Origin of the sequence: Nocardia sp. SYP-A9097 (assembly GCF_009649815.1) — a bacterium.
Classification (GTDB): domain Bacteria; phylum Actinomycetota; class Actinomycetes; order Mycobacteriales; family Mycobacteriaceae; genus Nocardia.
This window is the reverse complement of the sequence record NZ_WJIC01000002.1, coordinates 140376-167012: the sequence shown is the minus strand read 5'-3', so window position 1 is coordinate 167012 and position 26637 is coordinate 140376. Positions and strand designations below refer to the sequence as shown.

Sequence of the window (26637 nt, the reverse complement as noted above, 5' to 3'; positions counted from 1 at the left end):
TTCGAAGTTAGGGCTACGCGACCTTGTCGCCGGTTTCGTATCGTGAAGCGACCGCGCAGGAGAACACAGCCTCGCCCGCACGAAGAGCTGACCCGCCATGTCTCTCGAATCGCCCTCGGGCGCAACCAGGTACCGGTTCTGGCCGTGCCCGCATCGAAGCCCGACTACTGCCGCTGCTGCGCCTGCTCCTGGCCGTGCCCTGGGCGGTCGCGACCGTGGTGATGCTCCGGAGTCTGAGCGCCTGGGCCGGGCGCTGGGCGACGATCAGCGTGATAGTGGTCTGGTGTCTGATCTGCAGTTACGCGCTGCTCGTCGCACTGATCAGGCCGGACGAGTTGACGATGCGACGACGTGCCATGGAATCCCCGGGTGCCGCACCGAACGTCGCCCTTGCCGTCGAGAAGATCTCCGTCGGGGCGTGGAACCGCTACAACCGCACTTCGCTGATCGCCGGCATCGTCCTGGCGGTAATCGAAGTCGCGCGACTCGCGGCAGGCGCCGGACCGATCGCCGCGGTCTACCTCACCGGCGCGCTGGTGATGGCCGCGATCCTCGCCGTCAAGCTCCGGGTCGACGCCGCACTCTCCACCCGCGCCGGCAGCAGTGCAGACAGTGCTCGCGGTTTCGCCGCGGACGGCACGCAAGCCAATGCCGATCTCGATCGGACCCACGCCCTCGTCGAGCGACTCTCGGTCCTGTTGCTCCTCATCGCGGTCCTGCTCGCCCTGCTACCAGTCCTCCGCTGAACCGAAAAGGCCTGGTTCCATCGACCTTTCGCCGAACCACATGGCCAGTTCGAACAGCGCGCCACGCGGCATGAGCGAGCGTTCGAAGCGTCTTTAGATTGCCTAGGCCAGAGAACGTGGACGGGTCACGGTAACAGGCCGTCACATCCCCCCGGGATTGCCAGGTCGAGTCACGCTCGGGCCATTGAAGATCGAGGGAATCCGAACCGGCCTCGGATGGGTAGGCGCAGGCCCCAGCCATCCGACCGGATGGATTCGCTGACAGTAGTACGAGAGGTCGACAGGTCAGCCCAAGTCGATGCGAACGGTCAGCAGATCAGTACCGACCGCTCGTACAACTGCGCTGTTGGCCCACGGCAGCTCACGCAGCCGAGCTCGTGCGTCGTGGCCGTGCACCAAGTGAGCGGTGCCGGAGTACCACCGACCACGAATACGCAGCCGAACATGGTTGTCCACCTGGATGTTTCGGATGTATTGGGATTTCTCGCCGAACTCGGAAACGAGCCAGAAGGAGTTGCCGCTTCGGCGGCCGCCGATCGGCGTGATCCGCGGCTGACCGCTCTTACGCCCCGTTGTTTCGAGCAAGGTCTGAACCGGCAGCCGTCCCAGGATCGGGTTACCGATGTATCGTTGCCCTGTCGTTACCACCCGGTGTTGCAGGTCTCGCAACTTGGTCACGACCCCAATTTACCGAAGAATCAGTTCGATTGTTGACCAACGGAGGTCGGCGCGATGTGGCTCCCGGTCAGTGATCATCGAGCGGCCCGCGCGACAACGTCGAACCGCCGCAACCATGGCCAATAACCTGGCGCGCACAAACTGACCGAGCCGCCCCTGATCTCAGCGACACATGCGCGGTAGTCGGCAGATCAGTGTGTTCTGTCAGCCGAGATGATCTCAGCCCGTTGAACTTCCGGAGCGCCGAGTAACTGCTTCGAACCAAGCGATGAGCGGCGTGAGCGTGCTCGTGCTGGCCGCAAATTGGGTGGCCCTACGCTCGGTCGCCCGGCTGTAGCGCTCGCAAGGTCTCCTCGAACACTTCGACAAGGAGTCCGGTTCCGGCCTGCCGCACCACCTTCCGATGGTGGACACCGGCGGATTCTTCAACCGACAGACTCTCAAAGATTCGGGGCACTACCGGCAGGAGGACAGGGGCAGGTCGCGGTGAGGGCCGCGGCGTGCTCGGTGAGGTCGGTGCGGTCGTCGAGCCCGAGTTTGCGGGTCAAGCCGATGATGTGATTGCGGATCGCGCTCTCGCTGAAGAACAACCGGTGCGCGATCTGCTTGTTGGTCAACCCATGTGCCAGTAGCAGCAGGATCGTCATCTCTATGGTGGTCAGCGCCAGGGCCGGTGCGTGATGCCCGGCCGTGCGGTGCCGCAGCGGATGGGTGAGGCTGGGCACGGGCCGCCGGTCCAGGTGCGAGTGCCCGGTGGCGATGGCTTTGACCGCGCCCGCCACGTCGAGTTCGGTGAGGTCTTTGACCATGTATCCGGCCGCTCCGGCGTGGACCGCGGCGAGCATCGCCTCGGGGGCGATATCGGCGCTCAGAACCAGCCAGCCGATCCCGGGATGTTCGGTGCGCATTGCCCGGCACAGGTCGAGTCCGTCACCGTCGGGCAGGTGCGGATCCACGATCACCACTTCGGGCCGCAGCCGGGGCAGCAGCGCTTGGGCGGCGGCGACGGTGTCGGCCTCGCCGACGATCTCGACTGCCGGATCCCACTCCAGTAGATCGGTGAGGGCGTGCCGGACGATGTGGTCCTTGTCGATCAGGGCCACCCGTACCGGATGGTGGCGCGAGGGCGGCCGGCGAGTCGCGCCCGCGCGGGTGGGAATGCTCATTGCTTCACGATCGGCCTACCCCGCTGTTCTGCCATCGGGCCAACGGCACCACCGGGCGGGACTTTCGCCCCCGGACGGTTCTTTGAGGCCGACGGGTTCGCGGACAGCTATCGATCGGACATCTGCGACAGACGGTACCGGCGGCAGTGGCCTCCGATGCCATCTGTAGGCGTTTTACGGCGCTGACGAGCGTGGAGGGTTTAGCGTGGCGACGGGCATTCCGATCACGAGACCGATGCGCGCTGGTCTACCGGCTAATCATTGGGCTGTTCTCGTGCTCGGGGTGTTCGGGGGAGCCGCCCCGCCCTGGCGAGCTCTTCCTGCGGTTCCGGCCTGCAACCGGACCCGCGCTGTACATGGCAGTCCCCATCGGTGGATGCGACAACCCAACATGGCGAGAGCCTGTCCGTCCGCCGATGGTGCCAGCCTCATTCCCCAAGCGCGAGAACGGAAGTTCCGGCACCGGCGAGTGAGACCAGCAAGGGGCGACGTCTGCTACCCGCCGGTGCCCGTCGGAGCGGTTCGGTGGCACAGGTTGTCAGAGTTCAAGCGACCGGTGGAGGACCAATGGCAATGGTGAGCACTACAAGCCACAGCGCCGTAGCGTTGCGATTGCTGGCTGAGATCACGGCACGCTACGGCAGTCTGGATGCTTTCTGCGTACGCCTGCGCAGAGAATCAGAGGCCCCGACAGTGGTCCTGCCCCGGGTGGTCGAACCTACCTCGTTGACGTCCGGGCACCACCCCGCAGGCTCGGCCCTTTCATCGGCTCTGCCCAGGTTTGGGGGCCGCCACGCCCCCGCCGAGGGCTGAACCGCCCGATCCAGCACCACCGCCATGCACGCGTTGGGAAGTCGCTGTCGGCCAACCAGTTTGGACGGTCGAACCACGCGCGGGTCGCGGCATTACAGGTCGGCCGGTCGCGGTTGGCGGACGTTCGGCACGGAACGAACGCGGTCGCTCACATAATCCTCACAATTCGGGGCATGTATTGTGCCGCATCGCTGACGTAGGTTGCTGTTGTGTTCCTCAAAGCTTTTCGACCCTCCGATCCCATAAGTCGTTGGGGGGCAGTACTTTTCCCGGCCGACACTCCCACATCGGCGTCTTCGCCGCTCATCGTCCGCAGAATCAAAGCTGTTCGCTTCACCACCCCGACCGTCATATTGATGATGACGGCAGTCCTGCTGACCGGATGTGGCTATTTCGATCGAGGACGCGACCAGGCCGAGCATGACAGCTGGTCACGCAAGATCGAGACTGCCATCCGGGCCCTTCCGGGGGTGACCGACGCGTCACACCGGTTCGAGCACTACAAGGGCAGACACTTCACCGCCAATCTCGACGTGCGGCTCAGGGACGACGCCACACCGGCCGAGGCCGCGTCCGTGGTGAGTGCCATGGGCGCTCAACAGCTTCCGCGGCGTTTCCGCGGCGATCCGATAGAGGTCACCATCGATCGGATGGCGGACTCCTATTCCGCATACTGGCTTCTCGGCCGTGACGTGAGCGCTGAAGCGAACGCCGCAGACACCTGGGCGCGACTATGGGCCGCCGGCACCGAAGTGCACTGGGACTCGAGCGGCGGCGACGCGAGCCGCATAACCAACTCCATCGACGTCCGAGCGGGCTCCGAGAGCGAACCTCACCGCGCCACCGCGGCGATGCGCCGAATCATCCGGGACTTCCCCGAACTGGCATCCAACCAGTGGACCGTATCCGCCGTTCATGAGCGGGAGCGCGGGTTCACCAATCACTCGGAACGGAGCCCCGGGTCGTATCCATGGCCCCACGATCGCCTCATCCCCCACCAAGAGCCCACCCCCCGCTTCCCGTCCAATGATGAACTCGACCTGTGGCAGTGGTTCCTGACCGATCAACCCATCCCGTTCTTCGTTCGGGTGTCGGTCTACGACCCGCCCTCCGAAGGCCGCACACTGGCCGTCACCGTATTCCCTCCCGTGGGTACGGAATTCAGCGCCGCGCAGACCACACAACTCGCCGATCTGCATCTTCCCTACCTGGCTGGCTCCGGCGCGGCGGTCGACTACACGATCCACACACCCAACGGCCCCGTCTACTCCATGGGCCCCTTTTTCGAGGTCGTGGTCGGCGGCTGCCAGACACCCGGGTACAACGTCTTACCGGAGTCGCAGCCCTACGTGCGTCAGTACGAACGCTGCTGATCCGCGTCCCACAACCGCCGTGTTGAGATGATGGGTGACGGCGGCGTGGTGCGGTGCAGGTAGCTGAGTTCGAGGTGATCGGCCAGGGCAAGGCGGACCACGAACGATTCCGTGGTTTCACCGGGCTGGGGCCGAAGTCGGACGGGCAGCGGGCTGCGGTGGTCGCCGATGGTCATGGCTGACGTTCGGCCGGCCTCGGATCGGTACGGTCAGTTGATCTTCCGCTGGGCCGCTGGCCGGTGCGGTCAGCGCGGTATGCGGCAGATGAGTGCGTTCGTGGCGCGGTAATCGACACGGCAGCAGCCTGTGCGCTGCCGCGAGGGTTGGGTGCTAGCGATCCGGTGAGACCGGGATGTCCATGCGCCACAGGGGCAGAGTGCCGCGGTCGTATTGCCAAGTCCGCGCTGCGAGGTCGGCGGGAGATTCGACTCCGGACCGGCGCAGCGTGGCAACGATCCGGCGGGAGATACTGCCGCAGACCGCGTGCGCGTTCGATAGCGGTGTCTGCCACCAATTCCCGAGGCCGAATTCGTCATTGAGGGTCCAGCCTTCAGCGACCACTTCGCGCGCCTCGTCGCCGGTGAATGCGAAGGGATCGGTCATCACCTCCAAGGTGTGGAAGCCCGATTCGCTGATTTGCACACCAACTTCACCGGGGCCGGTGAACTGGAGCACCGTATCCCCGCCAAGGCCATGTCGGATCATCGCCGCGAGGTCTTCGGTGAATCGGTCCCAGTCGCTCATCGTTGCGCGTGTACCGACCATATTGCGATCGCTCACTGGCCGGGCTTGCTTCGACCAGGTGCCAAGCCTGAGTACCTGAAGCCATCTGTCGGTCCGGTCATTGCGCCTGGCGGCGAGGTCCGACTCGGACATGACGACCAGACAGTAGGCGTCGGAATCGGTGTTTATCGAGACCAGTGCATACCCCTGTTCATGGAGACATTCGCCGGTCAGCTGAAGAAAACGTTCGAGCTTGTCTCCGGAATGCCAATCCTCGCATTCGGCAAGGAAATTCGGGTGCCAATCCCAGGACGAGCCAGAGGGATACGAGGCCAGGTACTCCAGGCCGTCTCGGGCCGACTGAATGTCTTCCTTCCAGTCGAAATACCCTGCCATGTGATGGTCACCGAGAGCATAGATCAGCTCCAGCCGAGGATTGTCGGCTGCGGTCCGCACCGCCTCGGCCACCTCAGGAACGTTCGGCGCCACCAGTGCTGCGACGGCGAGCATGTCCTGCCGGACCGATTCGCCCGACTCCTCGCGGCGGGACTGCCCACCATCCACCGAACCCTGCTCGTTCACCTAGCATCCTTCACTCGAAACCTAACTGCTCACGTCGAGTTGTACTCGACGGCACTGACACTCGACCGTATCGGCCGCCATCTTCGAGCGCAGTGCCCTCAACTCGGCAGTTGCGGACGTTCCGCTGGACTCAGATCAGCACGGCCGGTTGATCTTCCGCTGTCCGGCGCTGGCGGGTTCGGTCCGCACGCCACGCGGCATAGAGGATGCCGCGCATCCCTCCGGAATTCCGCCGGTCGGTGGTTCGGTCTGGTGCCCTTGTCGTTCTGTGTTGTTACATTGTCGGCTGCAATGAGGAGAGTGTGACCATGGCCGATGACTGGGCGATGCTGCTGACTGATATTCCTGGAGTGCTCAACCCGGACCGGGGCGCACATGGGGAGGTCGTGCGGCCTCAGCGTGGTGAGTTCGTGCAGCTGCGCGATTCGGTCGGCGGACAGCGAATTCTGTTCTACCCCGACGAAAAAGGCATCGCGATCACCGTCTCGGTTCCCGATGATCAGGGAGCAGCCACCCGACTTCGGTCGGTCCTTCGGTCACAGCGGACAACCTCGTTCTCGCGCGGGCGCGATTACGAATCCGGCGGTATGCGGCCGCTGGAAGAATCGGTGTGGCACCCGCTTCCGGGGTCGGCCCGCGCTGTCACCGAGAACTGCAACGTCGGCGAACCGAAGGTTGATTCCGAGAACCTCGCGCGCGAATGGCGCACGGGCTGGCGCTACAACGCGGGCTACCGCGAGGAGATCGCGGCAGCAATTGTTGCGGTCATTCGCGATGGATTGGGCAGTGCGCCAACGGATCTGCGACTGTGCGCCTACGATGACGCCGGGCCTGCCCGCGCCCCGCGTCTGGGATCGGTGGTCTCGGACCAGCCCACGTCCAGAGGTGCCGCACGATGCACGGGATGGGACGACTTCACCGATCGCCTGGGATGGGTGCTGACCACATTGCCGTGCCAGGGGTATCTCGACCTGCCGATTACCGGAACCTCACTGCTCATTCAGCTCTCGAAGGGGCAGAGTGGCGATGTGATCGATGGTGAGCTCTGGAATGAGAAGTGGGCGAATCCGGGTCCACCGGAACTGCATGATCCATTGGTCCGGCTCGGATGGCGATGGGGCACTCCGGACTATCTCATCGACCATCCCGACAACCGGAAGTGGATGGGTCCGCGGACCGGAAGTGGTACCGCGAACCCCACGATGCACAGTCTGGCGGCCCGAGCGGTTGCGACCTTGCGCACGATCGGCGGGATTTCGGACCCGAACATGTTGGAGTTCAGGGCCTTCGTAAACGGCGCGGAGGTTCAGGAACTCCCGTATGTCGGCAAGGAGTTGGGGTTGAGTGACGCCTGAACCGCCGGGACTCTGCGCGCTCGGTCATCGGCCTGATGGTGCGGTCCGCCGGCCTCGGATGGGCATGGCCAGTTGATCTTCCGAGGTAGCGCGCTGGCCGTTCCGAACAGCGCGGTATGCGGCATGAGCGGATGCGTAAGTGCCTATTCACAATGCGTGAGTGAAGGCTCCATCGACCAGTATCGGCACATCCTTGCTGGCGTCGATTTCTGTCGCGATAGCCACGTCCTCGCCGAATCCGATCGCAGCAAGTTCTCGACCGGACGCGCAATCGCGGATCAACGCACCGACATCATCGACACCGTCGTAGCTGGCCTTGACGACCGATGCCTCCGGAGACAGTGGACCCGAGCCACGTTCGGCGAGCGCGGCAATGACCGCCGCAGCACCGAGCCAGTCCTCGACCGCGGGCCGTATAGCACCACCGCCGGGCCAGTGTTCACCGGCAGCGAATACCGCAACGGGTTTCCACTGGGTTCCCCAGCCCTGTCCAGCAATCCAATCCGCGACCGCCGAGGCGTTACGAAGGCACGCCGCGATCACCGGAACTCCAGTCACGGCGGCGGAAATCGCGGATCCGTTCGGTGAGGGCAGCACCAGACGCGCAGGAGCGGACGCACGGCGCAGAGCGGCAGGAGACAGCGACCACGGCTGTTGTCGCGAGACAGCCGTGCGACCGACTGCCAACTCCGCGTCCTGCTCGACGGCGAATTCCACAGCGCTGCCGTCGCGCCACCGATACGGCAAGACTAGGGTCCCGGCGTCGACCGCGACCGAAACCGCTGTCGTGAACGACAATACGTCCACCACCACGACAGCTGCGCTCTGCGGACCGAGCGCCTGTGCGCCCGCCAATCCCCAATCGAATCGCACACCCGATCCCAATTGCCTTGACCACTCCGGAAACTCGGACATCCTCGATCCCTCCCCATGCCCTGACGCAACACTCGATCAGCAGGTCAGTGTGTCAAAGATCAGACAGATGCGCTGAACGACATCGCGCCGACTGAGCCCCGTCATCAGCACGCGCATTTCGGAAGTGCTGGCAGACAACCGGTTTGGGTGGCAGACCAACGCGCGGTATGCGGCAGTTCAGTGCGTTCGCTTGTCCGGACACCCCAGTCGCCGCGAGGTGCCCGCGTTCAATGCGATGAGCCCGAGCTGTTGAAGGGCCAGGGCGGAATCGGACCGTTGTCGACCACCACGTTCTCGTACCGCATTCCGAGGATCGGATTGTCCGTGCTGCACCAGCGCTCACGGTCATACAAACAGCGCTCGTCGTGAGAACCACAGTTACCACCTGCGGCCGTGGTCAGATGTGGGGGAAGGTAGGCACGGGCTATTTGCTGTTTTCCTAGACCGCAGTCGAAGATCACGTCCACGCGGTAGGTGTCGTCAGTTTCGTTGCGGCACCAGCGGTCAGTGCACGAGACCCAGGGAGCCAGCACCACCGGATTGCCCGCGGCGGCCTGCGGTGCGGCAACACTGACGGCAATAGCGAACAACGAGCTGGTGGTGCTCAACAGGGCTGTCAATCGGTGCGGCATACGGCTAGAAGCTACAAGCCGTCCGGACGGGGCGCTATAGGGCATATGCCCTAATTCGATTCGGGCAGTGGCCCGTTGTCCATCGCGGCGCCACCAGATACTCTGGGGACAGCCTCGTCGCGTTCAGTCATACGCCGCTCGCTGCGGTGCCACCGAACCGGCCGGACTTCGCCGCTGCGTTGCTGGATCGCGTTGTCATCCTCCGGTCCTAAGCTACTGCGGCATAACCTGATCGATCGTAGGAGCATCCTTGTCCGAGCCTTCCATCAGCAGCTGTCACCGCTGGCTTGCTCCGCGGAGTACGCGCTGATTTCAACAGCTGTGCTGCTCGCCCAGGATCAGGACTGGGCATCACACCTCGTTCGGGTGGTCACCGATGCGCTGAACGAACCTGAAGAGTTTCAAACAGGAACATCGCAACTGGCTCGACGAACAGCCCTGCACCCCTGTCGAACTCGCATGTGAAGCGCTCATCGTCTCCCTGGGGGGAGGCATGTGGGGCATGGAGTCGTTCCTGGCCCTGTGTGATCACAGTGACGGTGCTGTCGATATATCCGACCGGCTGCGCCACGTTTCTCGCAACTGGAAGATGCCGTTGGACCTCAACCCCGCGAGCCTCGGATTCGCACAGCCCGACCAGCTCGACGGCGATACCTATCTGCGCGAAGTGGCAGGGCGTTGCCGTGCGGTCGGCCTGGCCCTGTTTCGCTTGTGGCGAGGTGACAGTTACGAATTGGCTTCGTGCGAGCGAACCGTTGCGCTCTGCTGCTGGCCGATGCGGCCGCTGCCGGCTTCACCTACGAGGCAGACCGGATTTTCGAGGTCGTAGAGCCGCGGTAGGGTGCTCGCTCATCGGCAATAGCGTGCGTTCGGCCGACACCAGATGGACGGGGCCCGTTGATCTTCCGCACGGTACCGCGCTGGCCGATCGGGTCATTGCGATCAGCGGCATTGTGGGACGTTCGATCAGAGGCCCTCGGGCTGACGGCCATCGTCGAATGCCTGGGCGACAGCGAGGCTGTCCTCGTACACGTGGTGGCGAGTGATGAGTCCGTTCTCGACGGTCAGGTGCAGAGCGAATCGGGAACGGTAGGCGCGTCCGGTGCGGCGGGTCATCTGGCGAATCTCGCCCAGTACCACCGCATGCGGGCCGTCGACGAGAATGCGCTCGACCACGGTGCCAGCTCGTTCCGGCACGTGGTGACGGGCAATCTCTTCGTAGTGCTCGGCGGCGTCGGCGCGCGTGGCGCGGGGGCGGATCCACGGGGTCGCCGGTCGGTCGTGCTCATGCTCGGGCCAATTCAGTTTCCAGTCGCTGACCTGGGCGTATAGTGCGGCCGTCGCATCCGAATCACCCGCACCGATTCGGCGCAACAACTCCTCGACGACTGTGCGGGTGGCGCTCGTTCCGACATCGTTCATGCCCACAATCCTGTTCGCGACAGCACGTCTCGTCGATTACTTGCGAGGTAATACAGCGCGGAGTGGCCGCTGTCATAACGCCACACCTCACGCTGCCAGGGGTCGATAGCGACCCCGCGGATATCCGCTCAGCTGTCGAACCGGCGTAGGGCTTCCTCGATCTCCTCGAGGGTCGTTTCGCTGGGATTCAGCCCAGGTTCACCGCGCCTCGCCTGTCCTCGACGTGCACGACGTGAAGTTCGGTGCCGTCCCGATGGCGCTTGGAACGTCCGTGCAGCCCGACGGCGATCTGCGACGGATCGTGAGGCTCATCGGGGCCGACGTAGGTGAGGACGTCGTTGTGGTGTCCGGTGACGACCCATCCCTCGGCATCCTCGAGGTCGATCACCCCGAAGTCTCCTGCCGCTGATCCGGCATGCGCCGGGCCGAACTCCGCCAGGATCGAGGTGGCTTGTTCGGCGAGGTCCCCATCCGGAGCGGTGAGCACGACACAAGTGCCGTGCTCGAAAAGCACCCACGACTTGCGCGGGTCGGCGAGAAGCTGCTGCCAGACATCTATGAGCATTTCTGCGTTCATGACGGTCATCCTTGCGCAGAGCACCGACCTGTCCGGTTTCTGTTGGACAGTCTCACCCGAATGATCCGAGAGATCGTCATGGGCGGGCTCGCAGGCGCAACTCAGCGCATCACGCTCAACTCGGCAGTAGCGTGCGTTCGGATGGCACCAGATGCCTAGAGGCGGTTGATCTTCCGCAGCGGCGCTCTGGCCGTTCCGAACAACGCGGTCAGCGGCTTACCGGATGGCGTCGGGAGGATCTCGGTGTACATGCGAATGGGGCTGGCGGACTGTGAGTTTGGACGTCGGAGTTCACAGCTATGGTGACGGCCGTGACAAACGCGTTCTACTTCATGCAGCTATCGGTGACATTGACGGCGGCGCTGACAGCGGACGAACTCGACGAGCTGCGCTGGCATCTCCGCATTGGACCTCGACCACAACGGTCACTGCAGGTCGACGGCAGCTTCCGATTCTTCTACTTCACCGGTAGCAGTCGGGGCGAAGGCTGCGGTGTCGAACTCTCGCAGATCGATGACGGACGATGGGCATTGACAGCCGCGCAAGAGCCGTCTCCCGACGATGTCGATCAGGCCGAACCCCTATTTCGTTGGCTGGCAGCGAAATCAGATCCGTCGGTGGTGAATCCGGACGGCTCGGTCCTCCTCGGACGACTCCGTTTTTACGACGAATCGGACTGGACAAACGGGCTCCTGATTCACAGGGACCAGCTTCACTATCCCCGCATCCACAAGCGACCAGCGTCCGAATCCATGACCGACGCCGAGGCCGTCGTGACCACCTGGAACGACTTCGCCTCGCGGTTGGAGCTCACGTTGGGGCGGATCCGCGGCGGCGACTGGATAAGGCTGGGCACCACAGGAAACCGGCACGCCTGCTTCTTCGGCGATTCCAACGACGAGACTGTGTGCAATATCGTTTCCAACGACTACCTCGACGACGACTTCCTGATGTCCGACGACGAGGAGGCCGGTATGAGACGGCTCGGATGGGACGGGCCCAGCGACGGATACTGGATCCGGCGCCTACTACACCCGGCCACGACCAACCAACTTCACAGCGCTGCCGAGGCATCCATGTTGGCGTTCCGCGATCTGCTCGACGTGGCATCCCCACAAGAACTTCTGCTCTCGGCCTTCAGCGAGCACCCCGGTGAACAGCCGGACACCACTGCGATGGGAATGAACCTCTCACCATGGCCATAACCTCCAGGACAACACCCGGACGCAAGTCCTGACCATCCTGGAATCGGCAGTTCCGGACGTTCCAAGCGGACTCCAACGGCCCGAAATGAGCGGGTTCACGCGGTCGCCGCAACCTCTCAAATCGTGAGTGTTGCGACGACCGCGTGAACCCGCTATGACTCGGGCCGTTGATGTTCGGACTGTCGCGTCCGGCCGCCGTGCGGGGGTGTTGACAGCATCATCGATTACGTAATCCGGCTGGGGACTTCGATTACGCCGCTACTTGACCGAGTCGGCCAGCTGATCGGCATAGGGGGCAATGAATTTTCCGACAATGGGAAGTTGTGCGCGGACACCGCCGGTGTTGTTCGCCTGGACCATGGCCCTGATCCAGATGACGACCGCGAAGACCGCGACCGCGAGTCCGGCGAGGCTGAAGATGATGCCGAGGGCTCCCAGGAGTGAGCCGACGATGCTCAGCACGGTATTGAGGACCGAGACCGCTCCGAAGAAGACGATCGATTGTGCGGCATGGAATTTCACGTCGGGGTCGTTCTTTCCCATGAATAGGAAGATGATTCCGGTGAGCCATCCCAGCGCGTACGACAGGATCGCGCTGGTCTTTTTATCCAAGCCGGCGGACTGGGGTTGGTTCGCGGGGGGTTGTGAAGATGTCATGGGGTAAGTAGATGCCGCACACGCCTCCTCCCGATCCCAACTTTCAGCTCGAACCCTCAGGTCGCGTGCCAACCGACGTCTGCGATCTCGGACGGGGTTCTCGCGACGAGATGACTGCCAGCGAGCTGGAAACCCCTGGGCGACGGCTCATTACACAATCGAGCACCGGAACGCCGAAGCAGCCCCGGGGCTCTGCCGACTGCCGGTTGACTCCAGACCGGGGCCGGGCTCCGTATACCCATCCTCGACCTCCCCGTCGAATGGTCTTTGGCCAGGCACTTGCGGATCTTGTCGGCCCTATGCAGCAGTATCTTCCCTGCGCCCGAGACGACACGTTCGCGGGCGCTGAAAGAAGGGCGGGGATATGACAATTCACCGATTCACCAAGTACGCACACCGCGCAGCTCTCGTCGGTGCGATACAGCTGGCTCTCATCGCGGGGCCCGCTGTCGTCACCGGGCACGCTGACGTCGATCCGCTGACCACCTGGTGCGGCCTGTACCTCGGGCAGAGCAAGGGGGAAGTCATGGCCGCCATGGGAACTCCGAACGGGCACCAGGCCGAGTCGCTCATCGCCACGGTGAAGTGGATGCATGACGGGGCGACGACTGCCGAATGGGATCCCGCGGGAGCGATCCTCTTTGCGGCATTCGACAAGGACGACACCACGATCAAGTTGCTGTCCTACGACGCGACATCCGGGGTCAACGGCTCCGTAGCGCCGGCGGGTCTCGCCTGCGATCCGTGGCGCGCATCCTGACAACCCCGAACGACCGGGCCTGACGACGGGCGGATCTCGACCCGTGAGAGGACGCCGCCCGCGACCACACTCGAGGTCGCGGGCGCCGTCATCTCCCGCTCTGGCCCCTTCGGACCGCGCGGGTCGCCGCATGTGCGGACGTTCGGTGGCCGTTGACCGTCCGGCAGTACCGCAATACTTGTGGAATGGGGAACCGATGGGTTGGGGTGACAATCGATTGCGTGGACGTGGAACAGGTCGCGACCTTCTGGAGTGCGCTGTTGGACCGTGAGCGGGGACCGTCCGAACCCGGTTGGGTCTATCTCGGCCGTTCCGGTGATCAGCAGCCTCGTCTGGTCTTCCAGCCCGTGACAGGGCCGAAGTGTGGCAAAGTGCGGCTTCACCTTGACGTCGCCGTGGATGACATCGACGAAGGGATTGCTCAGGTCATCGTGCTCGGCGGTCGGTGCACTGGTGAGCGGCACAACTACGACGAAGGTGTGGTTGTTGTGATGGCAGATCCGGAAGAGCACGAATTCTGTCTTGTGCAGTACTACTGATCCGCTCATCCCAGCGTGCTGTCCGCAGTGGCGGATGTGCTGAGCCCCAACGGGTCTGGTCAACAGCTGCTGCGGAGTCGCCGGTTCGGTCAGCGGGATATGCGGCAAGAGCGGATGTTCTGCCATCAGTCCGTGGTCCCGCCTCGCTGGTAGTGTTTGTCGAATGGGGAGGGCGGGATGGGATTCGCTGTGCGGCAAGGTGATTCGACAGTTGCCGCGATTCGGCGTCGTGCGCGGGCGTGGATGCTGATACTAAGCGCCTGTTAAGGGTTGCGCTGCCGATGCGTACCGGACGGCCGAGTGAGCGAAGGGCGGACCGATGCGAGTTATGACAGCTCTGAGTGTTGCCGCCATTGCGGTGGTCAGTGGTTGTTCGAATAGCCCGGCGCTGTTGCCGGACAGTCCGGAACGGGCTGTGCGAGACCACATCGCGGCCGCCGGCGCAGGCGACGTCGCGACACTGCGTCGGCTCGCTTGCGGCAACCTGGCAGAGCAAATGGCTGTCCGGAGCGACGAGCAGGTCCGGACAGCCTTCAACCGGTTCTATGAACCAAAGCCCGACAAGTTCAGCGCGTCGGCTCCCACCGGGGATTCGGTCAGCGTGCTCGGGTTCTACACCGGTGTCACGGATCTGGATATCGCCTTCGATACCGAGCAACACGGCCGATGGCAGGTGTGTGAAGTCCGCAAGGGCAACGGGGTCTTCGGCCCGCGGCCCGGCCCCTTCCCGTGAATGTTCGGCCACCCCGGACTACTCGGTCATCGGCAAGTGCGTGTGTTCTGTCGATGCCGGGTCGCATACGGCCCGTTGATCTTCCGCGAGGAGCGGGTCGGCATTGGGGTCACGCTGGACCGTCGCCGCCACGGCCTTCCGCCTCGAGCGCGAACTCAGGCGGGGGCAGCGAGTTACAATTTGATGAAACCGACTGTGGCAGAACGTGTCTGACAGTGTCCGGCTAGGTCTTTCGTCGGTCGGGCGACGAATAACTCTGGCTTGAACCCAATGCGAATGGGGGCGAAATGCAGGGTTTCTGTCCCAATGTCGCCTATCGCGCTGAACTCGGAATTATGGTGCGCCGCCGTGCCATGGTCTTTTCCGGCGGCTTGGATGTCGGCCATGCGTTGGGGTAGTTGCGCGTGTGTTCGGTCAGCCTCGAATCGATACAGCCACCCGAAGGTCGCGCGCCGGCCGGTTCGATCAGCGCAGTATGCGGCATGACAGCGTATTCCTAGCTGTGCTGCGAACACTCGATGCGTTGGAGCAAAGGCACAAATGGTCATCTTCGAGTTCTCCCGCCACAACGACGACCACGACGACCCGGGTCCGACCGGGTTCGACTTCGGCGACATGGAAGTCGTCGGCGATCTGGGCAGCGCCTCGTCCGAGGACGACGGCATGGGATCCATGATGATTTTCGTGTCTGTCTCGATGTTGCTCGACGAGCTGTGCACGCTGGTCGAACGGGGACGCGGCGGATTCGACTACCTGGGAATATCCTCGCATTTCTCGCTCAACTTCACTCTCATGAAACGGCGGATGGCTGTTCGCGCCGGCCGCGTCACGATCGTCGATGCGGACGCCGGGCAGGTCCTTGACGCTGTCTTGCAGGCCGCCAATGAGTTCGCCGCTCGAGAGCTGCCACTGCTCGACGCGGACGACGGCGGGCGGACTGATGTGGAGGCCTCCATCGCGAGCTTCTCACGGGCTGCCCGGCGTTACGCACAAGCCGATTAGTGGTCCTCCCGTGCTCGAGCGCGCGTTCCTGTGCCCCAACCCAGCAGTCGAGACACTCGCTTCGAGATCGAGCCGTCAGGGTAATGGCCGCTGCCATCATGCCGTCTCCGCCGTGGCAGAGCGGTGTGTCGCCGCAGTAACCTCCCGCATCGAGCGGGAACATCGACTCGGGGGCGCGGGACGCAAAGCGGCGAAACCTACTGTGGCAGAGCGTCTCTGATAGTGTCCGGCTAGGTCATTCGTCGGGCGGGCGACGAAGGACGCTGTGCTTGAACCCAATGTGAATCGGGGCGAAATGCAGGTTTCTCCGGAAGAATTGCGTGCCGCGGCGGACAAGTTCGATGGGATTGCCGGTGCGGTTGGGAAGTTGCCGGCTATCGATGCGGCGGCTGGGTTCATAGGGACGTTGGGGTCGTTCATGCAGGGCTCCGACACGGGGCCGGAGCTGGATCGTATGGAAACGGTGCGCGCCAAGGCGATTCCGGTTGTCAGTGGTCGGTATCAGGAGTTCGCGGCGTTGCTGCGGGAGTCTGCCGATACCTATCACGGTTCGGATCAGGACTCGGCTGCCCGGTTCGATGCTCTGGGGGACTTCAACTCCGGGGTCAAGGGGTGAAGGTTCCCACCGTTGTCCAGGTGATGTTCTGGAATGTCGATATGGGGTCGGTGGTACCCAAAGCCGAGGCTATAGCCACGGGCATCCGGGATGCGGCCGACGAAATGCACAAGACCGTCGATGGGATGAACTGGTCGGGGGATGGGCGGCACGGCGCGGAGGGTCGAGCGGACCGGGAACGTGCCCAAATGCGGTTGGTGGCAGATGCTTTCGATGATCTCGCTGCCGCATGCCGGTATGGGCAGGCGGCGTTGGGGCCGCTTGTCGCCACCGCGAGGCAGCGGGTGCCGAATCTGCGCGAGGCCGGGTTCGAGGTCGATGACGCTGATTGGTCGGTACGCGACGGCTACAACTATCAGGCGGCTCTCGACGCGGCGGGCACGGATCAGAAACTCATCGACCAGGTGAATACCCTGCAGTCGACGCGCGCGAACGAGGCCGCGAATCAAACCGTCGTCTTGCAGCGGCTGGCGGCCGACCTCGGCTGGGCCGACGACACCACCGCCACCGCGATCCGGACCGCCCTGGACTCCATCGAACAGCTGACCCCGGCAACCTCCGGACTGAATCCGACTGTCGCAGCACAGGATGAAGCCGCCCTGCGCAATGGCACCGCGACCCCGGCCCAAATCGAGCGGCTGCAATTGGCCACTCATCTCACCCAACAGCAGCTCGACGACCTGCTCGTGGGTAAACAAGTCGACCTGCCGCAAGGGCAGTTCGACTACCTGCGCGGATTCATGCGCTCGATGGACACCATGAGCGTCACCGATATCCAGAAGCTGGGTGACGGCCTCCCGGCGGATCAGCAGCAGACAGTTCGGGCGGGCGTCGCGGACGCGCTCCAGATCATGTCGAATCCAGAGATCGAGACCGCGGGCAATCCCGGCAACGGGAAACAAACGTTGGAAGACACCGGTGGTATGGCCATGCTGCCCACCCAGATTCGGACCCTGCTGACCGAAAAGCCTTACAACTCACTGAATCCGCAACGCGGGGGTGGGGCGGGCGGCGTCATCTCGGTACCTCGAATGGGCGATTTCAACGCGCTGACCGACGTACTCGGCAAGGGCAACCCGAGCCTGGCCCAGGGCACCGATATCGACCGCGGCCTACTCAAACAGAGCGCGGAGATCGCGGGCAGCAATGTGAAGAACATTCAAAGTCCCTGGGGCAGTACCGAAACCCCGAGTTCGCTGGCCGACAAGATGCTGGGTCGCGCCGGGATCGACCATCTCGCCGTGCACGATCTGCTGACCGGTGGCGCTCAATTACCCGACGGCACACACCGAATGGACGTCACCGTCACCCCGGGTGGAAAATACAATCCCGAGTCGCATATCGGGAACCTGCTCAACCACAATTGGGAGGGCCACGACGCCGGCATGGCCACCGTGCTCGGCACCGCCGGCGAATTCGCTACCTCACCGATCGCGGCGCAACACGCAGAGTCCGGCGAACCTGCCGACACCGGTACCGGCAAATGAGTTCCCCGCAACTGCCACCCGAGATCATGGCGGCACTCAGGACACCTATTACCGAACCGACTCCCGAATCGCCTGTTGGAGCAGATGATTCGGGTAGCGAGGCCCCGGCCGGTTTCAGCAATGCCGTGAGTTACGAAGACTGGCACCGGGAACAGACCTGGTCGATTCGGGAACGGCCTTGATCAGCAACTCATCTGGCGCGCTTCGGCGGATCGAAGTCGACACGCGAGATCTCGTGTAGTTCGCCGTCGACTATCTCATACGTCGTCTCGGACTTGACGTACGCGTGCTCGACCTGTGGCCTGCCCCGCCATTGCGACGGGCTGAGGCCGGCGTCGTCGTCGGCTTCCTCCAGACCGAAATGGGCGTCCATGATCTGATGCGGCGCCTGTGTCGCGCGAGCGCTGTAGCGTAAATCCGCCGGTGAGTTCAGGTTCGCCGCTTCGACAGCGTCCATGGTCAGCTCGGCCATCTCGATGCCGTTGGAGCCACCCGGCGGGAAACGCTGCGTGTGTGTCCGTCCGTGGATCATCGTCTCCACCGTGCAACCATCGGGTGAGAACTGCCCGCGCGCCAGGAACCCGGCTTCGTCCGCTTCGGCGATGCTCCAGCTGATGTCCGAGGTATACCGGTGCAGCACAGGGACATCGGCGGCGAGCGAGGCGAACACGGCGCGGAGCATCTTGTAGAGCTCCATCCAATCGTCGGCGTCCTCGCCCGGGGAGAACAACAGACCCGCCAGTGCCGGACCGGAGTACTGGGTATCGGGAACGCCACGCCACAGGTCCGGCGGCTCGAATTCGGGATCCGATTGGGGATTCACGCGCTGTTCCCAATCGGAGGGCTGCGTCGGTTTCAGCGAAACATGTAGTCGGGCATCGGAATCCAGCGTGCGCGTCAACTTGATGGTGTCATCCTCGAATCGCCAGAGCGCGAAGGCATTCGGCCCGCCGACCATATGCGGGTCGCCGAGGCGCTCGACACAAACCGCCAGCGCCCGCCGATAGAAGCTGTCCGCCGTCTCGGGCGGCACGAACGCCACGTAACGAAGTTCGCAGTACTCGCCGTATCCATACCGCTCTTGATTTTCATAGGTCTTGGCGGCAATCAAGCCCAGGCCACTCTCGTGCACGGCCATCAGGCTGCCCTCGCCCATATCGTCCGGGCGCGCGCGAAACGCCTCGTAGAGGTCGTCGATATCGCGTTGGGACCAGATACCGCGCCCGGAACGCCGGCCGAAAACGTTCAATGTGTCGCGGAGCTTCGAGCGCCCGCTCTCCGACCCCAGCCGATCACCCAGGTTCGAACCGATCACCGTGTTCAGATGCTCGAGGAACTCCTCGCCCGCGCGTTCGTGCTCACTGGTGATCTCCCGCAACCGTTCCTGCTCCGGGGCGTGCCAGCGCGCGGGGTTCTGCAGTACCAACTCGACCGTCTCGCCACCGGATACTTTGAGAACGACCCGCGGCCGCACCCAGGCCGCGCCGGTGCCGTCATCGTGCGCCGGACTCGCAGACGGGCCCAAATGGGGGAGCAGGGCCGCGACCGTATCGGCCAGCGCCGCCGCCGGTCGTCGCAATGGCAGGTTTGCGAGAAGGACTGTCGCCAAGATGATCTCGCCGTGCTCGTCGATGCCGAACATCGCTATCGGATCTTCGTGATCCAGGTCCGTGACCACGTAGATCACCGACGAGTCCTCGTCGTCCGGTGCGGGTTCACTCCATCCGACTGCGGCGGCGAACCGGGTGATGTCACGAGCCGACCAGGTCCAATCGAATTCCGCCGCTGCCAAGGCAATTCGCAATGCCCCTGGAATATCCACACGCACACTCACCGCGTGAGCGTAACTCGCCGTATACATGTGTAAAGCCGACAGCGCGGGCGGACCCTTTTCGGATGCGCCCGCGCTGGAATCACTTACGACTGAGGACTCAATCCTTGACGAGTTGCGGTGTGGCGTCCTCGAATTCATCCACCACGACCGCCTCCTCCGGCGCCGGAGCGCGGTTGGGGAGCAATACCGCCATGACGATCACCAGGATTGACAGCGCCGCGGAGACCGCGAAGGCCAGCTGCAGACCGCCGAGATGCGCGGCCAGCGGCGCGGTGCCGGAGTTGATCAGCGAGGTGCTGCGGGACGACATGACCGTCACCACCAGCGCGGTGCCGAAGGCCGCCGCCACCTGCTGCAGGGTGCCGAGCATGGAACTGCCGTGCGAGTACAGGTGCATGGGTAGTGCGCCCAGGCCGAGGGTGAAGACCGGCGTGAAGGCGGCGGCCAGCGAGACCATCAGCAGAATGTGCAGGGCCAGCAGCTGCCAGTACGGCATGGACAGCGAGATCTGGGTGAAACCGGCCAGGGCCACGGTAATACCGATCGCGCCCGGAATCACCAGCAGTCGCCCGCCGAAACGGTCGAAGATCTTGCCCACGGTCGGGCCGAGCAGACCCATGGCCAGACCACCGGGCATGACCAGCAGGCCGGTCTCCAGCGGGCTCAGACCACGCAGGTTCTGCAGGTACAGCGGCAGCAGGATCATCGAGCCCATCATCGCCAGGAAGGCGACCGCCATCAGGACCAGCGACTTGGAGTAGGTGCCCGCCAGCAGGATTCGCAGATCCAGCAGGGGAGTGCCGGTGCGCTGCAGGCTGATCTGACGCCAGGCGAACAGGCCGATCAGCACCACGCCGACGGCGATGAGGATCGCGGGCGTGGAGACATTGCCGCCGCCGAACTTGCTCAGGCCGTACACCAGGGTGCCGAAGCCGAGCGCGGCGAACGCGACACTCGAGACATCGATGGCCCCGGCCTCCGGCTCGCCGATGTTCTCCAGCTTGCGCAGACCCAGCCAGGTGACAATGCCCGCGATCGGCAGCACCAGCACGAATAGCCAGCGCCACGAAGCGATCTGCAGCACCAGGCCGGAGATCACCGGACCCATGGCGGGCGCGACCGAAATCGCGAGCGTCACATTGCCCATGACCCGGCCGCGATCCTGCGGCGGCACGACCGTCATGAGGGTGGTCATCAACAGCGGCATCATGATCGCGGTGCCGCCGGCCTGAATGACACGGCCCACCAGCAGAATCGCGAAGGACGGCGCTACCGAGGAGAGCGCGGTACCGGCCAGGAAGGTGCCCATGGCGATGGCATAGGCGCGGCGGGTGGTGACCCGCTGCAGGAACCAGCCGGTGGCCGGAATGACCGCGGCCATGGTGAGCATGAAGGCGGTGGAGACCCACTGCGCCGCGCGCTCATCGACCTTCAGGTCCGCCATCAGGCGCGGAATCGCGTTGATCATAATGGTTTCGTTCAGAATCACCACGAAGGTCGCGAGCACCAGCAGCCGGATGACCGTCGGTGTCCGACCTCCCGTGGAAGCCGCGGCTTCCGAGGGTGCGGATATATCGGCGTGCATCGGGTACCTCCGGGGACGTGAGCGTGAACGATGTATGGCCCGACGCAGAGTCATCGACTTCCGCTTCCCGATGCCATACGAGAACAGACGGGAACGAGACGCTCAACTCATCGGTCGAGCGTTAGTATTCCTGTCACCACCGACACAAATCCCCGGGTTTTCGGCTGTGAGCGGCATCATGTGTTGCCGGATTGGGCCGCTTACCAGCAATTTTCCTACGCACCAAGATTTAATGGTGACCCTGATCACGGGCGGTCCCGCGCGTCGGGCATCCCCGCGCTATCGGGCCCCGCGACCGGGGGCGCGGGGAGTCCGTGCGCACCCTCCGTTCGCATCGCCACCCACCCAACTTGGGTGGGCTCCGGCTGGTGTGCGGTGAACGTCGGTGCTGCACAATCGAATCAGTCGGTTTTCCTATCGGCCGCACTTGGCGTGCACTTAAGAAATCCGACCGGATCGGCCGCTATTTCCTTAAGTCGTCGTGAATCCGGGTCTGCCAAGCTTTCGCCCATGACGGCGGGTGCATCCGGCACACAGCGGGACTGTGAGGCGTTGTGTATCGCCGTCGAGCGGCGCATGGCCATCCGCCTCACGGTGGGACCCGTTGCGGGGGAACTATTTCGGGTGATCGAGCTGCTCGGCGGAGTACTGCGGCACAGTCGCACCGTGGCCGGGGTGTGGGAGCTGGACCCGACCCTCGCCGATGAGTTGCCAGGCACCGAGCGCATGCGCGAAATCGAGGACTTCCTGGCACTGGCACGGCGGATCGTGCGCGAATCCGATCAGATCTGCCCGGTCGAACCCACCGCGCCCGAACGGCGGCGGCGAGTCTGGGGCGATCTGACCGATCTGCTCATTCGCGCCGAGTTGCTCGCCGAGCGCATCGTGCGGGTGGTGCCGCGCCGGCACGACACCGACGAGGGCAGCCGGGAGATCTCCCGGCTGCGCCTGGCCACCCACGCCGACACCCTCGTCGAGGCCGCGCTGCTGCTGCGCTCGGCGGTGCGCGAGGCGCTGCGCGTACCAACGCCCGATGCCGACGCACTCCGGCTGGCCGCCACCGCCGACCTCGTCATGCGGTTGGCCGCCGACCTCGACGCCGAAGTGTGTATCGGTACGCACCAACGTATTTGAAACCAGTCCGAGAGAGCAGGGAGCATGATGCGCGCCGTTCCGGCCGAGAACCACGGCAGCGAACAGAAGATGCTGGGCAGCTATATGCAGCGGCAGCGACTCGAACTCGGGCTGACGCAGGCGCAGGTCGCGGCATTGCTCTTCATGTCCAGCTCCGGCTTCGAGAAGTATGAGAACGGGCAGCGCGTACCCACCGTCGCCGCCATTCGATCCTGGTGTGCCGCATTGGAATTGCCGCGCTACAAGCGCCGCAAGGTGTGGTCCATGGTGATGGGGGAGGATCTCACCGTCGCGGCCGGACGGCTGGAGGTGGTGACCGCGGCCGAACTCAATCTGATGAACCACATGCCGGGACCGGCGTTCCTGCACCGGGTTCCGGAGTATTACGTGCTCGCCGCGAATACCCGTGCGGTGGAGATGTTTCCGTGGCTCGACCCCGCCCTGGGCACGCCCGACCGGCCGATCAATGTGATCATCCAGATGATGACCGACCCGCGAGCGCGGCGGGCACTGGTCAACTGGGAGGCCATCGTGCACCGGCTGATCTACATCCTCAAGGAGAACTCCCTGGGTATCGTGCCCGAAGCCGAGATCGCCGTGATTCGGCAAGCCTGCCAAGCCAATCCGTACTTCGATCGGATGTGGGACACCGCCATGCCCACCACCGCCTACTACGACGACACCGTCATCGTGCGCGAGCCCGGCTCGGGCGAGGAGATCGCATTCCAAATGGATTCCCTGCGCTGGGCGCATCCTTGGCGCGATATCGAAATGTTCAGTCTGACACCGCGAAACACCGATGGAGTTCCGCCCTTGCACGAGACGGTGCCGGGTATCTTCGCCTGGTGAACCGCGGTGATCGTGCGGTCGGTTAACGACCGGGCGCTCCCGATCGATGTTCTTCATGGCTCGGGGTGAATATCGAATCGGGGAGAAACGCATGAAGGCATGGGTTTTGGCGTTCGCGGCTGTCGCGGCAATCGGCGTGGTCGCCGGATGCAATGACGACACCGTTGTCTCCGGTGCCAGTACATCGGCGAACGTTCCGACCGACGGCGGCACCGCACCGGGCGCACCGAGTACGGTCGCCTCGCCCGTCACCTCGCAGCCCAACCGCGACGACACGAGTGTGGACGCCGCCGACTTCAAGCAGGGCGACAAGTACTACTTCCAATCGCCGACCGGAAACATCATGTGCGGCTTCGTCAATGAAGGCCCCTTCGGCACCGGCTGCCAACTCGAACACGCCTCGGTCGTACCAGCCGAACTACCCGGCTGCGGCCAGGACGGCGCCCACGCCGTAGCCGCCTACATCACCCACTCCAAAGCCCAATACAAATGCCTCAACCAGGGCGTCTTCGTAGGCTCCCCCCTGGGCCCGGTTACCTCCGGCACCACCAAGGGCGGCGGCAAGGTCCTCGAATACGGCCAAACCATCGTCGTCCATGGCGTCATCTGCGCATCGACCCAAGCCGGTGTCCGCTGCAACTCCGACGGCCACGGCTTCCTCATCGCCGCCGATCGCCAACTGCTGTTCTGAAACCAGGTCGTCTGCGGGACCGGTGGGGCAGGCAGACTGGTCGGCAATGAAACTGCCTGAACTGCCTGATCTGCCGGTGCGCGGCGTGCTCGACGAGGTTGTGAAGACCTTGGACGGGCGTGGGACCGCGGTATTGGTCGCGCCGCCGGGGACCGGGAAGACGACCCTCGTTCCGCTGGCCTTGGCCGCTGGAACCAGTGGGCGGGTGGTGGTCGCCGAGCCGCGCCGGTTGGCGGCCAGGGCCGCGGCCGGGCGGATGGCGGCGCTGCTGGGGGAGCCGGTCGGGGCGACGGTCGGGTATTCGGTGCGCGGTGATCGGAAGGTCGGGCCGGGGACGCGGGTCGAGGTCGTCACCTCCGGATTGCTGGTGCGGCGATTGCAGAACGATCCCGAGTTGGCCGGGGTGGATGTGGTGGTGCTCGACGAGTGTCATGAGCGGCACCTCGATGCCGATCTGCTGTTGGCGCTACTGCTGGACGCGCGCGGCGGGTTGCGGCCGGATCTGCGGGTGCTGGCCACCTCGGCGACAGTCGCCGCGGATCGGTTGGCGGTATTGCTCGGAGGTGAGCGCCCGGCGCCCGTGCTGCAGGTGCGGGGTCGCGCGTATCCCGTTGAGATGGAGTACATTTCGGCTCTGCCCAAGGAGGGGGTGGAGGCGCATGTCGCTCGCGTCACCCGTTCGGCGCTGACCGGATCCGACGGCGATGTGCTCGTGTTCCTGCCGGGTGCGGCCGAGATCCGCCGCGTGACCGCTCAGCTCTCCGGGTTGCACGGGGTGGACGTGCTTCCGTTGCACGGCAGGCTGTCCGGGGCTGCCCAGGATGCCGCGCTGCGGCCGGGTGCTCGTCGTCGAGTCGTATTGTCCACCGCCGTAGCCGAATCCAGTCTCACCGTGCCCGGCGTGCGCGCGGTGGTCGACTCCGGGCTGTCCCGTGTGCCCCACGTCGATCACCGACGCGGCCTTTCCGGCCTTGCGACAGTGCGTGTTTCGGCCGCTGTCGCCGAACAGCGCGCGGGCCGTGCCGGGCGGGAAGCCCCCGGCTGGGCCTGGCGCTGCTGGCCCGAGTACGAGCATGCCACCCTGCCCGCATATCCCGAACCGGAGATTCGAACCGCCGACCTCACCCGCCTCGCCCTGGAACTGGCCTGCTGGGGCACCGCCGACGGCCAGGGCCTCGGCTGGTGGGATCCGCCACCGCCCGGAGCCCTCGCAGCGGGTCGAGAAGTACTGCGCGCCTTGGGAGCTGAGCGCGCCGACGGCGCCGTCACCGAACGCGGCCGCCGCATGGCCGCCCTCGGCCTGCATCCGCGCCTGGCCCGAGCACTACTCGATGGTGCGGCCGCCGTAGGTTCCCGGTCGGCGGCCGAGGTGGTCGCGCTCCTGGACGACGACACCGTCATCAGCACCGTCGATCTCGTCGCCGGAATCCGCTCTCTTCGCTCGGACCCACCCCAGCGCTGGAAACGCGAAGTCGACCGACTCAGGCGGCTGGTCGAGGATGCGTCAGCCGTTGCGGGCTCATTGGGGCGAGCCGCGGACGATGTGGCTCTCGTTGCCGCACTTGCCTATCCGGAGCGATTGGCGCGGCGGCGCGGACCCGGATCGCCGAGCTATCTGATGGCGGGCGGCACCGCGGTATCCCTGCCGCCGGGTTCCGGTGTGGCAGAAGCGGAATGGCTGGCTGTCGCCGGCGCCTCGCGCGATCCGGGACGGTCCGAGGGGCGAATTCGATTGGCGGCCATCGCCGATGAGCAATTGGCCCGGCAGGCGGCGCCGGATCTGGTGGTCACCGCCGACGAGGTCGACTGGGCCGGCGGCGATGTGGTGGCCCGGCGCGTCGAACGGCTCGGTGCGATCATCCTGTCGGAGAAGCCTTTACGTAAACCGGACCGAGCCCTGGTGGAGCAGGCCCTGCGCCGCGGCCTGGCCTCGATCGGCCCCGAACTGCTGCGCTGGAACGCCGATGCCATAGCGCTCCGCCAGCGCCTGGACTTCCTGCACCGCACCCTCGGCGCACCCTGGCCCGCCGTGAACGATCAAGCGCTGCTGGCCGATCCGGACAGCTGGCTCGGCCCCGAACTCGCCACCGCCAACCGCCGCTCCGACCTCGAACGCGTCGACGCCGGTCAAGCCCTCCGCCGCCTACTGCCCTGGCCCGAAGCCGCGCGCTTCGACGAACTCGCCCCCGAACGCCTCGAAGTCCCCTCCGGCTCCCGAGTCCGCATCGACTACTCCGGCGAGGTCCCCGTACTGGCCGTGAAAGTCCAGGAAATCTTCGGCTGGACCGACCTCCCCCGCCTCGCCGACGGCCGCACATCCCTTCTCCTGCACCTACTTTCACCCGCCCAGCGCCCCATAGCCGTCACCGCCGACCTGCCTTCCTTCTGGCGCACCGGCTGGCCCCAGGTCCGCGCCGAACTCCGCGGCCGCTACCCCAAACACGCCTGGCCCGAAGACCCCACCACCACCCCCGCCCACCGCGGCACCTCCCGCCGCATCCCGCGGGACTAGCGAGGTGCACCCCGCCGAGGGGTGTACGTGGCTCGGCGGGGTGCGGCTCGC

General features: G+C 64.7%; 25 protein-coding genes. 14 read left to right on the top strand and 11 right to left on the bottom strand.

Annotation, left to right across the window (positions count from 1 at the left end):
- The first annotated feature begins 194 nt into the window (after window positions 1-194).
- The gene (locus tag GFY24_RS04425; RefSeq protein WP_153803699.1) at window positions 195-746 is read left to right on the top strand and encodes a hypothetical protein; all 552 of its coding nucleotides are present in this window, start codon (window positions 195-197) and stop codon (window positions 744-746) included.
- A gap of 285 nt (window positions 747-1031) precedes the next feature.
- On the opposite strand, the gene GFY24_RS04420 is transcribed toward GFY24_RS04425, so the two are convergent.
- Window positions 1032-1424, bottom strand: a complete 393-nt coding sequence (locus tag GFY24_RS04420; RefSeq protein WP_309230451.1) for a nitroreductase/quinone reductase family protein — start codon at window positions 1422-1424, stop codon at window positions 1032-1034.
- A 440-nt stretch (window positions 1425-1864) separates the two neighbouring features.
- Window positions 1865-2590, bottom strand: coding sequence for a response regulator transcription factor (locus GFY24_RS04415; RefSeq protein WP_153803697.1), 726 nt, complete (start codon window positions 2588-2590; stop codon window positions 1865-1867).
- Between the two features lie 1169 nt (window positions 2591-3759).
- Between GFY24_RS04415 and GFY24_RS04410 the strand changes: the two genes are divergently transcribed.
- Entirely contained in the window at window positions 3760-4776 is a 1017-nt protein-coding gene (locus tag GFY24_RS04410; protein ID WP_153803696.1) for a hypothetical protein, read from the top strand.
- Here the strand turns inward: GFY24_RS04410 and GFY24_RS04405 are convergent.
- Window positions 4758-4952 carry a hypothetical protein gene (locus GFY24_RS04405; RefSeq protein WP_153803695.1) on the bottom strand — a complete coding sequence of 65 codons (195 nt, stop codon included), beginning with the start codon at window positions 4950-4952 and terminating at the stop codon, window positions 4758-4760. The genes GFY24_RS04410 and GFY24_RS04405 overlap by 19 nt on opposite strands.
- Before the next feature lie 154 nt (window positions 4953-5106).
- Window positions 5107-6009 carry a hypothetical protein gene (locus GFY24_RS04400; RefSeq protein ID WP_153803694.1) on the bottom strand — a complete coding sequence of 301 codons (903 nt, stop codon included), beginning with the start codon at window positions 6007-6009 and terminating at the stop codon, window positions 5107-5109.
- A gap of 380 nt (window positions 6010-6389) precedes the next feature.
- Here GFY24_RS04400 and GFY24_RS04395 point away from each other — a divergent pair, with 380 nt between their 5' ends.
- On the top strand, window positions 6390-7436 hold the full coding sequence (locus GFY24_RS04395) for a hypothetical protein (RefSeq protein ID WP_375336008.1): 1047 nt from the start codon (window positions 6390-6392) through the stop codon (window positions 7434-7436).
- 147 nt (window positions 7437-7583) lie between these two features.
- On the opposite strand, the gene GFY24_RS04390 is transcribed toward GFY24_RS04395, so the two are convergent.
- The 4 genes from GFY24_RS04390 to GFY24_RS04375 all read right to left on the bottom strand — a co-directional run bounded on the left by GFY24_RS04390 (window position 7584) and on the right by GFY24_RS04375 (window position 10982).
- On the bottom strand, window positions 7584-8351 hold the full coding sequence (locus GFY24_RS04390; RefSeq protein WP_153803692.1) for a 2-phosphosulfolactate phosphatase: 768 nt from the start codon (window positions 8349-8351) through the stop codon (window positions 7584-7586).
- A gap of 227 nt (window positions 8352-8578) precedes the next feature.
- Entirely contained in the window at window positions 8579-8959 is a 381-nt protein-coding gene (locus GFY24_RS04385) for a hypothetical protein (RefSeq protein WP_153803691.1), read from the bottom strand.
- 990 nt (window positions 8960-9949) lie between these two features.
- Window positions 9950-10405 carry a nuclear transport factor 2 family protein gene (locus GFY24_RS04380; protein ID WP_153803690.1) on the bottom strand — a complete coding sequence of 152 codons (456 nt, stop codon included), beginning with the start codon at window positions 10403-10405 and terminating at the stop codon, window positions 9950-9952.
- A gap of 187 nt (window positions 10406-10592) precedes the next feature.
- The gene (locus tag GFY24_RS04375) at window positions 10593-10982 is read right to left on the bottom strand and encodes a hypothetical protein (RefSeq protein ID WP_194852743.1); all 390 of its coding nucleotides are present in this window, start codon (window positions 10980-10982) and stop codon (window positions 10593-10595) included.
- Between the two features lie 311 nt (window positions 10983-11293).
- On the opposite strand from GFY24_RS04375, the gene GFY24_RS04370 reads away from it, so the two are divergent.
- Window positions 11294-12187 carry a hypothetical protein gene (locus GFY24_RS04370; RefSeq protein ID WP_153803688.1) on the top strand — a complete coding sequence of 298 codons (894 nt, stop codon included), beginning with the start codon at window positions 11294-11296 and terminating at the stop codon, window positions 12185-12187.
- A 258-nt stretch (window positions 12188-12445) separates the two neighbouring features.
- On the opposite strand, the gene GFY24_RS04365 is transcribed toward GFY24_RS04370, so the two are convergent.
- A complete protein-coding gene (locus GFY24_RS04365; protein WP_228565994.1) occupies window positions 12446-12799 on the bottom strand; it encodes a DUF4870 domain-containing protein in 354 nt (117 codons plus the stop codon).
- Window positions 12800-13208: 409 nt separating this feature from the next.
- Between GFY24_RS04365 and GFY24_RS04360 the strand changes: the two genes are divergently transcribed.
- The 6 genes from GFY24_RS04360 (at window position 13209) to GFY24_RS04335 (ending at window position 17981) form a co-directional block, all read left to right on the top strand.
- Window positions 13209-13604, top strand: a complete 396-nt coding sequence (locus tag GFY24_RS04360) for a hypothetical protein (RefSeq protein WP_153803686.1) — start codon at window positions 13209-13211, stop codon at window positions 13602-13604.
- Between the two features lie 185 nt (window positions 13605-13789).
- Window positions 13790-14143, top strand: coding sequence for a VOC family protein (locus tag GFY24_RS04355; protein WP_153803685.1), 354 nt, complete (start codon window positions 13790-13792; stop codon window positions 14141-14143).
- Between the two features lie 496 nt (window positions 14144-14639).
- Entirely contained in the window at window positions 14640-14876 is a 237-nt protein-coding gene (locus tag GFY24_RS04350; RefSeq protein WP_228565993.1) for a hypothetical protein, read from the top strand.
- 540 nt (window positions 14877-15416) lie between these two features.
- The gene (locus tag GFY24_RS04345) at window positions 15417-15878 is read left to right on the top strand and encodes a hypothetical protein (RefSeq protein WP_153803684.1); all 462 of its coding nucleotides are present in this window, start codon (window positions 15417-15419) and stop codon (window positions 15876-15878) included.
- Window positions 15879-16143: 265 nt separating this feature from the next.
- Complete coding sequence (locus GFY24_RS04340) at window positions 16144-16494, top strand: type VII secretion target (RefSeq protein WP_153803683.1); 351 nt, start codon at window positions 16144-16146, stop codon at window positions 16492-16494.
- A 20-nt stretch (window positions 16495-16514) separates the two neighbouring features.
- Complete coding sequence (locus GFY24_RS04335; RefSeq protein WP_194852742.1) at window positions 16515-17981, top strand: hypothetical protein; 1467 nt, start codon at window positions 16515-16517, stop codon at window positions 17979-17981.
- A 190-nt stretch (window positions 17982-18171) separates the two neighbouring features.
- Here the strand turns inward: GFY24_RS04335 and GFY24_RS04330 are convergent, their stop codons facing one another.
- Together GFY24_RS04330 and GFY24_RS04325 are read right to left on the bottom strand one after the other, a co-directional pair.
- Complete coding sequence (locus GFY24_RS04330) at window positions 18172-19815, bottom strand: DUF6301 family protein (protein ID WP_153803681.1); 1644 nt, start codon at window positions 19813-19815, stop codon at window positions 18172-18174.
- 97 nt (window positions 19816-19912) lie between these two features.
- Window positions 19913-21400: an MDR family MFS transporter gene (locus tag GFY24_RS04325; protein ID WP_153803680.1), complete on the bottom strand. Its 1488-nt coding sequence runs from the start codon at window positions 21398-21400 to the stop codon at window positions 19913-19915.
- Window positions 21401-21910: 510 nt separating this feature from the next.
- Here GFY24_RS04325 and GFY24_RS04320 point away from each other — a divergent pair.
- The 4 genes from GFY24_RS04320 to hrpB all read left to right on the top strand — a co-directional run bounded on the left by GFY24_RS04320 (window position 21911) and on the right by hrpB (window position 26586).
- Window positions 21911-22534 carry a hypothetical protein gene (locus GFY24_RS04320; protein WP_153803679.1) on the top strand — a complete coding sequence of 208 codons (624 nt, stop codon included), beginning with the start codon at window positions 21911-21913 and terminating at the stop codon, window positions 22532-22534.
- 24 nt (window positions 22535-22558) lie between these two features.
- Complete coding sequence (locus tag GFY24_RS04315; protein WP_153803678.1) at window positions 22559-23383, top strand: helix-turn-helix domain-containing protein; 825 nt, start codon at window positions 22559-22561, stop codon at window positions 23381-23383.
- A gap of 91 nt (window positions 23384-23474) precedes the next feature.
- On the top strand, window positions 23475-24074 hold the full coding sequence (locus GFY24_RS04310; protein ID WP_194852741.1) for a hypothetical protein: 600 nt from the start codon (window positions 23475-23477) through the stop codon (window positions 24072-24074).
- 46 nt (window positions 24075-24120) lie between these two features.
- On the top strand, window positions 24121-26586 hold the full coding sequence (hrpB, locus tag GFY24_RS04305; RefSeq protein WP_194852740.1) for an ATP-dependent helicase HrpB: 2466 nt from the start codon (window positions 24121-24123) through the stop codon (window positions 26584-26586).
- Window positions 26587-26637: the final 51 nt, after the last annotated feature.

What these genes read in the sequence shown, in the direction of transcription:
- GFY24_RS04415 (WP_153803697.1), bottom strand. Translation starts at nt 2,590, where the DNA reads ATGAGCATTCCCACCCGCGCGGGCGCGACTCGCCGGCCGCCCTCGCGC.
- GFY24_RS04410 (WP_153803696.1), top strand. Translation starts at nt 3,760, where the DNA reads ATGATGACGGCAGTCCTGCTGACCGGATGTGGCTATTTCGATCGAGGA.
- GFY24_RS04405 (WP_153803695.1), bottom strand. Translation starts at nt 4,952, where the DNA reads ATGACCATCGGCGACCACCGCAGCCCGCTGCCCGTCCGACTTCGGCCC.
- GFY24_RS04400 (WP_153803694.1), bottom strand. Translation starts at nt 6,009, where the DNA reads ATGCTCGCCGTCGCAGCACTGGTGGCGCCGAACGTTCCTGAGGTGGCC.
- GFY24_RS04395 (WP_375336008.1), top strand. Translation starts at nt 6,390, where the DNA reads ATGGCCGATGACTGGGCGATGCTGCTGACTGATATTCCTGGAGTGCTC.
- GFY24_RS04390 (WP_153803692.1), bottom strand. Translation starts at nt 8,351, where the DNA reads ATGTCCGAGTTTCCGGAGTGGTCAAGGCAATTGGGATCGGGTGTGCGA.
- GFY24_RS04380 (WP_153803690.1), bottom strand. Translation starts at nt 10,405, where the DNA reads ATGAACGATGTCGGAACGAGCGCCACCCGCACAGTCGTCGAGGAGTTG.
- GFY24_RS04375 (WP_194852743.1), bottom strand. Translation starts at nt 10,982, where the DNA reads ATGAACGCAGAAATGCTCATAGATGTCTGGCAGCAGCTTCTCGCCGAC.
- GFY24_RS04360 (WP_153803686.1), top strand. Translation starts at nt 13,209, where the DNA reads ATGACAATTCACCGATTCACCAAGTACGCACACCGCGCAGCTCTCGTC.
- GFY24_RS04355 (WP_153803685.1), top strand. Translation starts at nt 13,790, where the DNA reads ATGGGGAACCGATGGGTTGGGGTGACAATCGATTGCGTGGACGTGGAA.
- GFY24_RS04350 (WP_228565993.1), top strand. Translation starts at nt 14,640, where the DNA reads ATGGCTGTCCGGAGCGACGAGCAGGTCCGGACAGCCTTCAACCGGTTC.
- GFY24_RS04345 (WP_153803684.1), top strand. Translation starts at nt 15,417, where the DNA reads ATGGTCATCTTCGAGTTCTCCCGCCACAACGACGACCACGACGACCCG.
- GFY24_RS04325 (WP_153803680.1), bottom strand. Translation starts at nt 21,400, where the DNA reads ATGCACGCCGATATATCCGCACCCTCGGAAGCCGCGGCTTCCACGGGA.
- GFY24_RS04320 (WP_153803679.1), top strand. Translation starts at nt 21,911, where the DNA reads ATGACGGCGGGTGCATCCGGCACACAGCGGGACTGTGAGGCGTTGTGT.
- GFY24_RS04315 (WP_153803678.1), top strand. Translation starts at nt 22,559, where the DNA reads ATGATGCGCGCCGTTCCGGCCGAGAACCACGGCAGCGAACAGAAGATG.
- GFY24_RS04310 (WP_194852741.1), top strand. Translation starts at nt 23,475, where the DNA reads ATGAAGGCATGGGTTTTGGCGTTCGCGGCTGTCGCGGCAATCGGCGTG.
- hrpB (WP_194852740.1), top strand. Translation starts at nt 24,121, where the DNA reads ATGAAACTGCCTGAACTGCCTGATCTGCCGGTGCGCGGCGTGCTCGAC.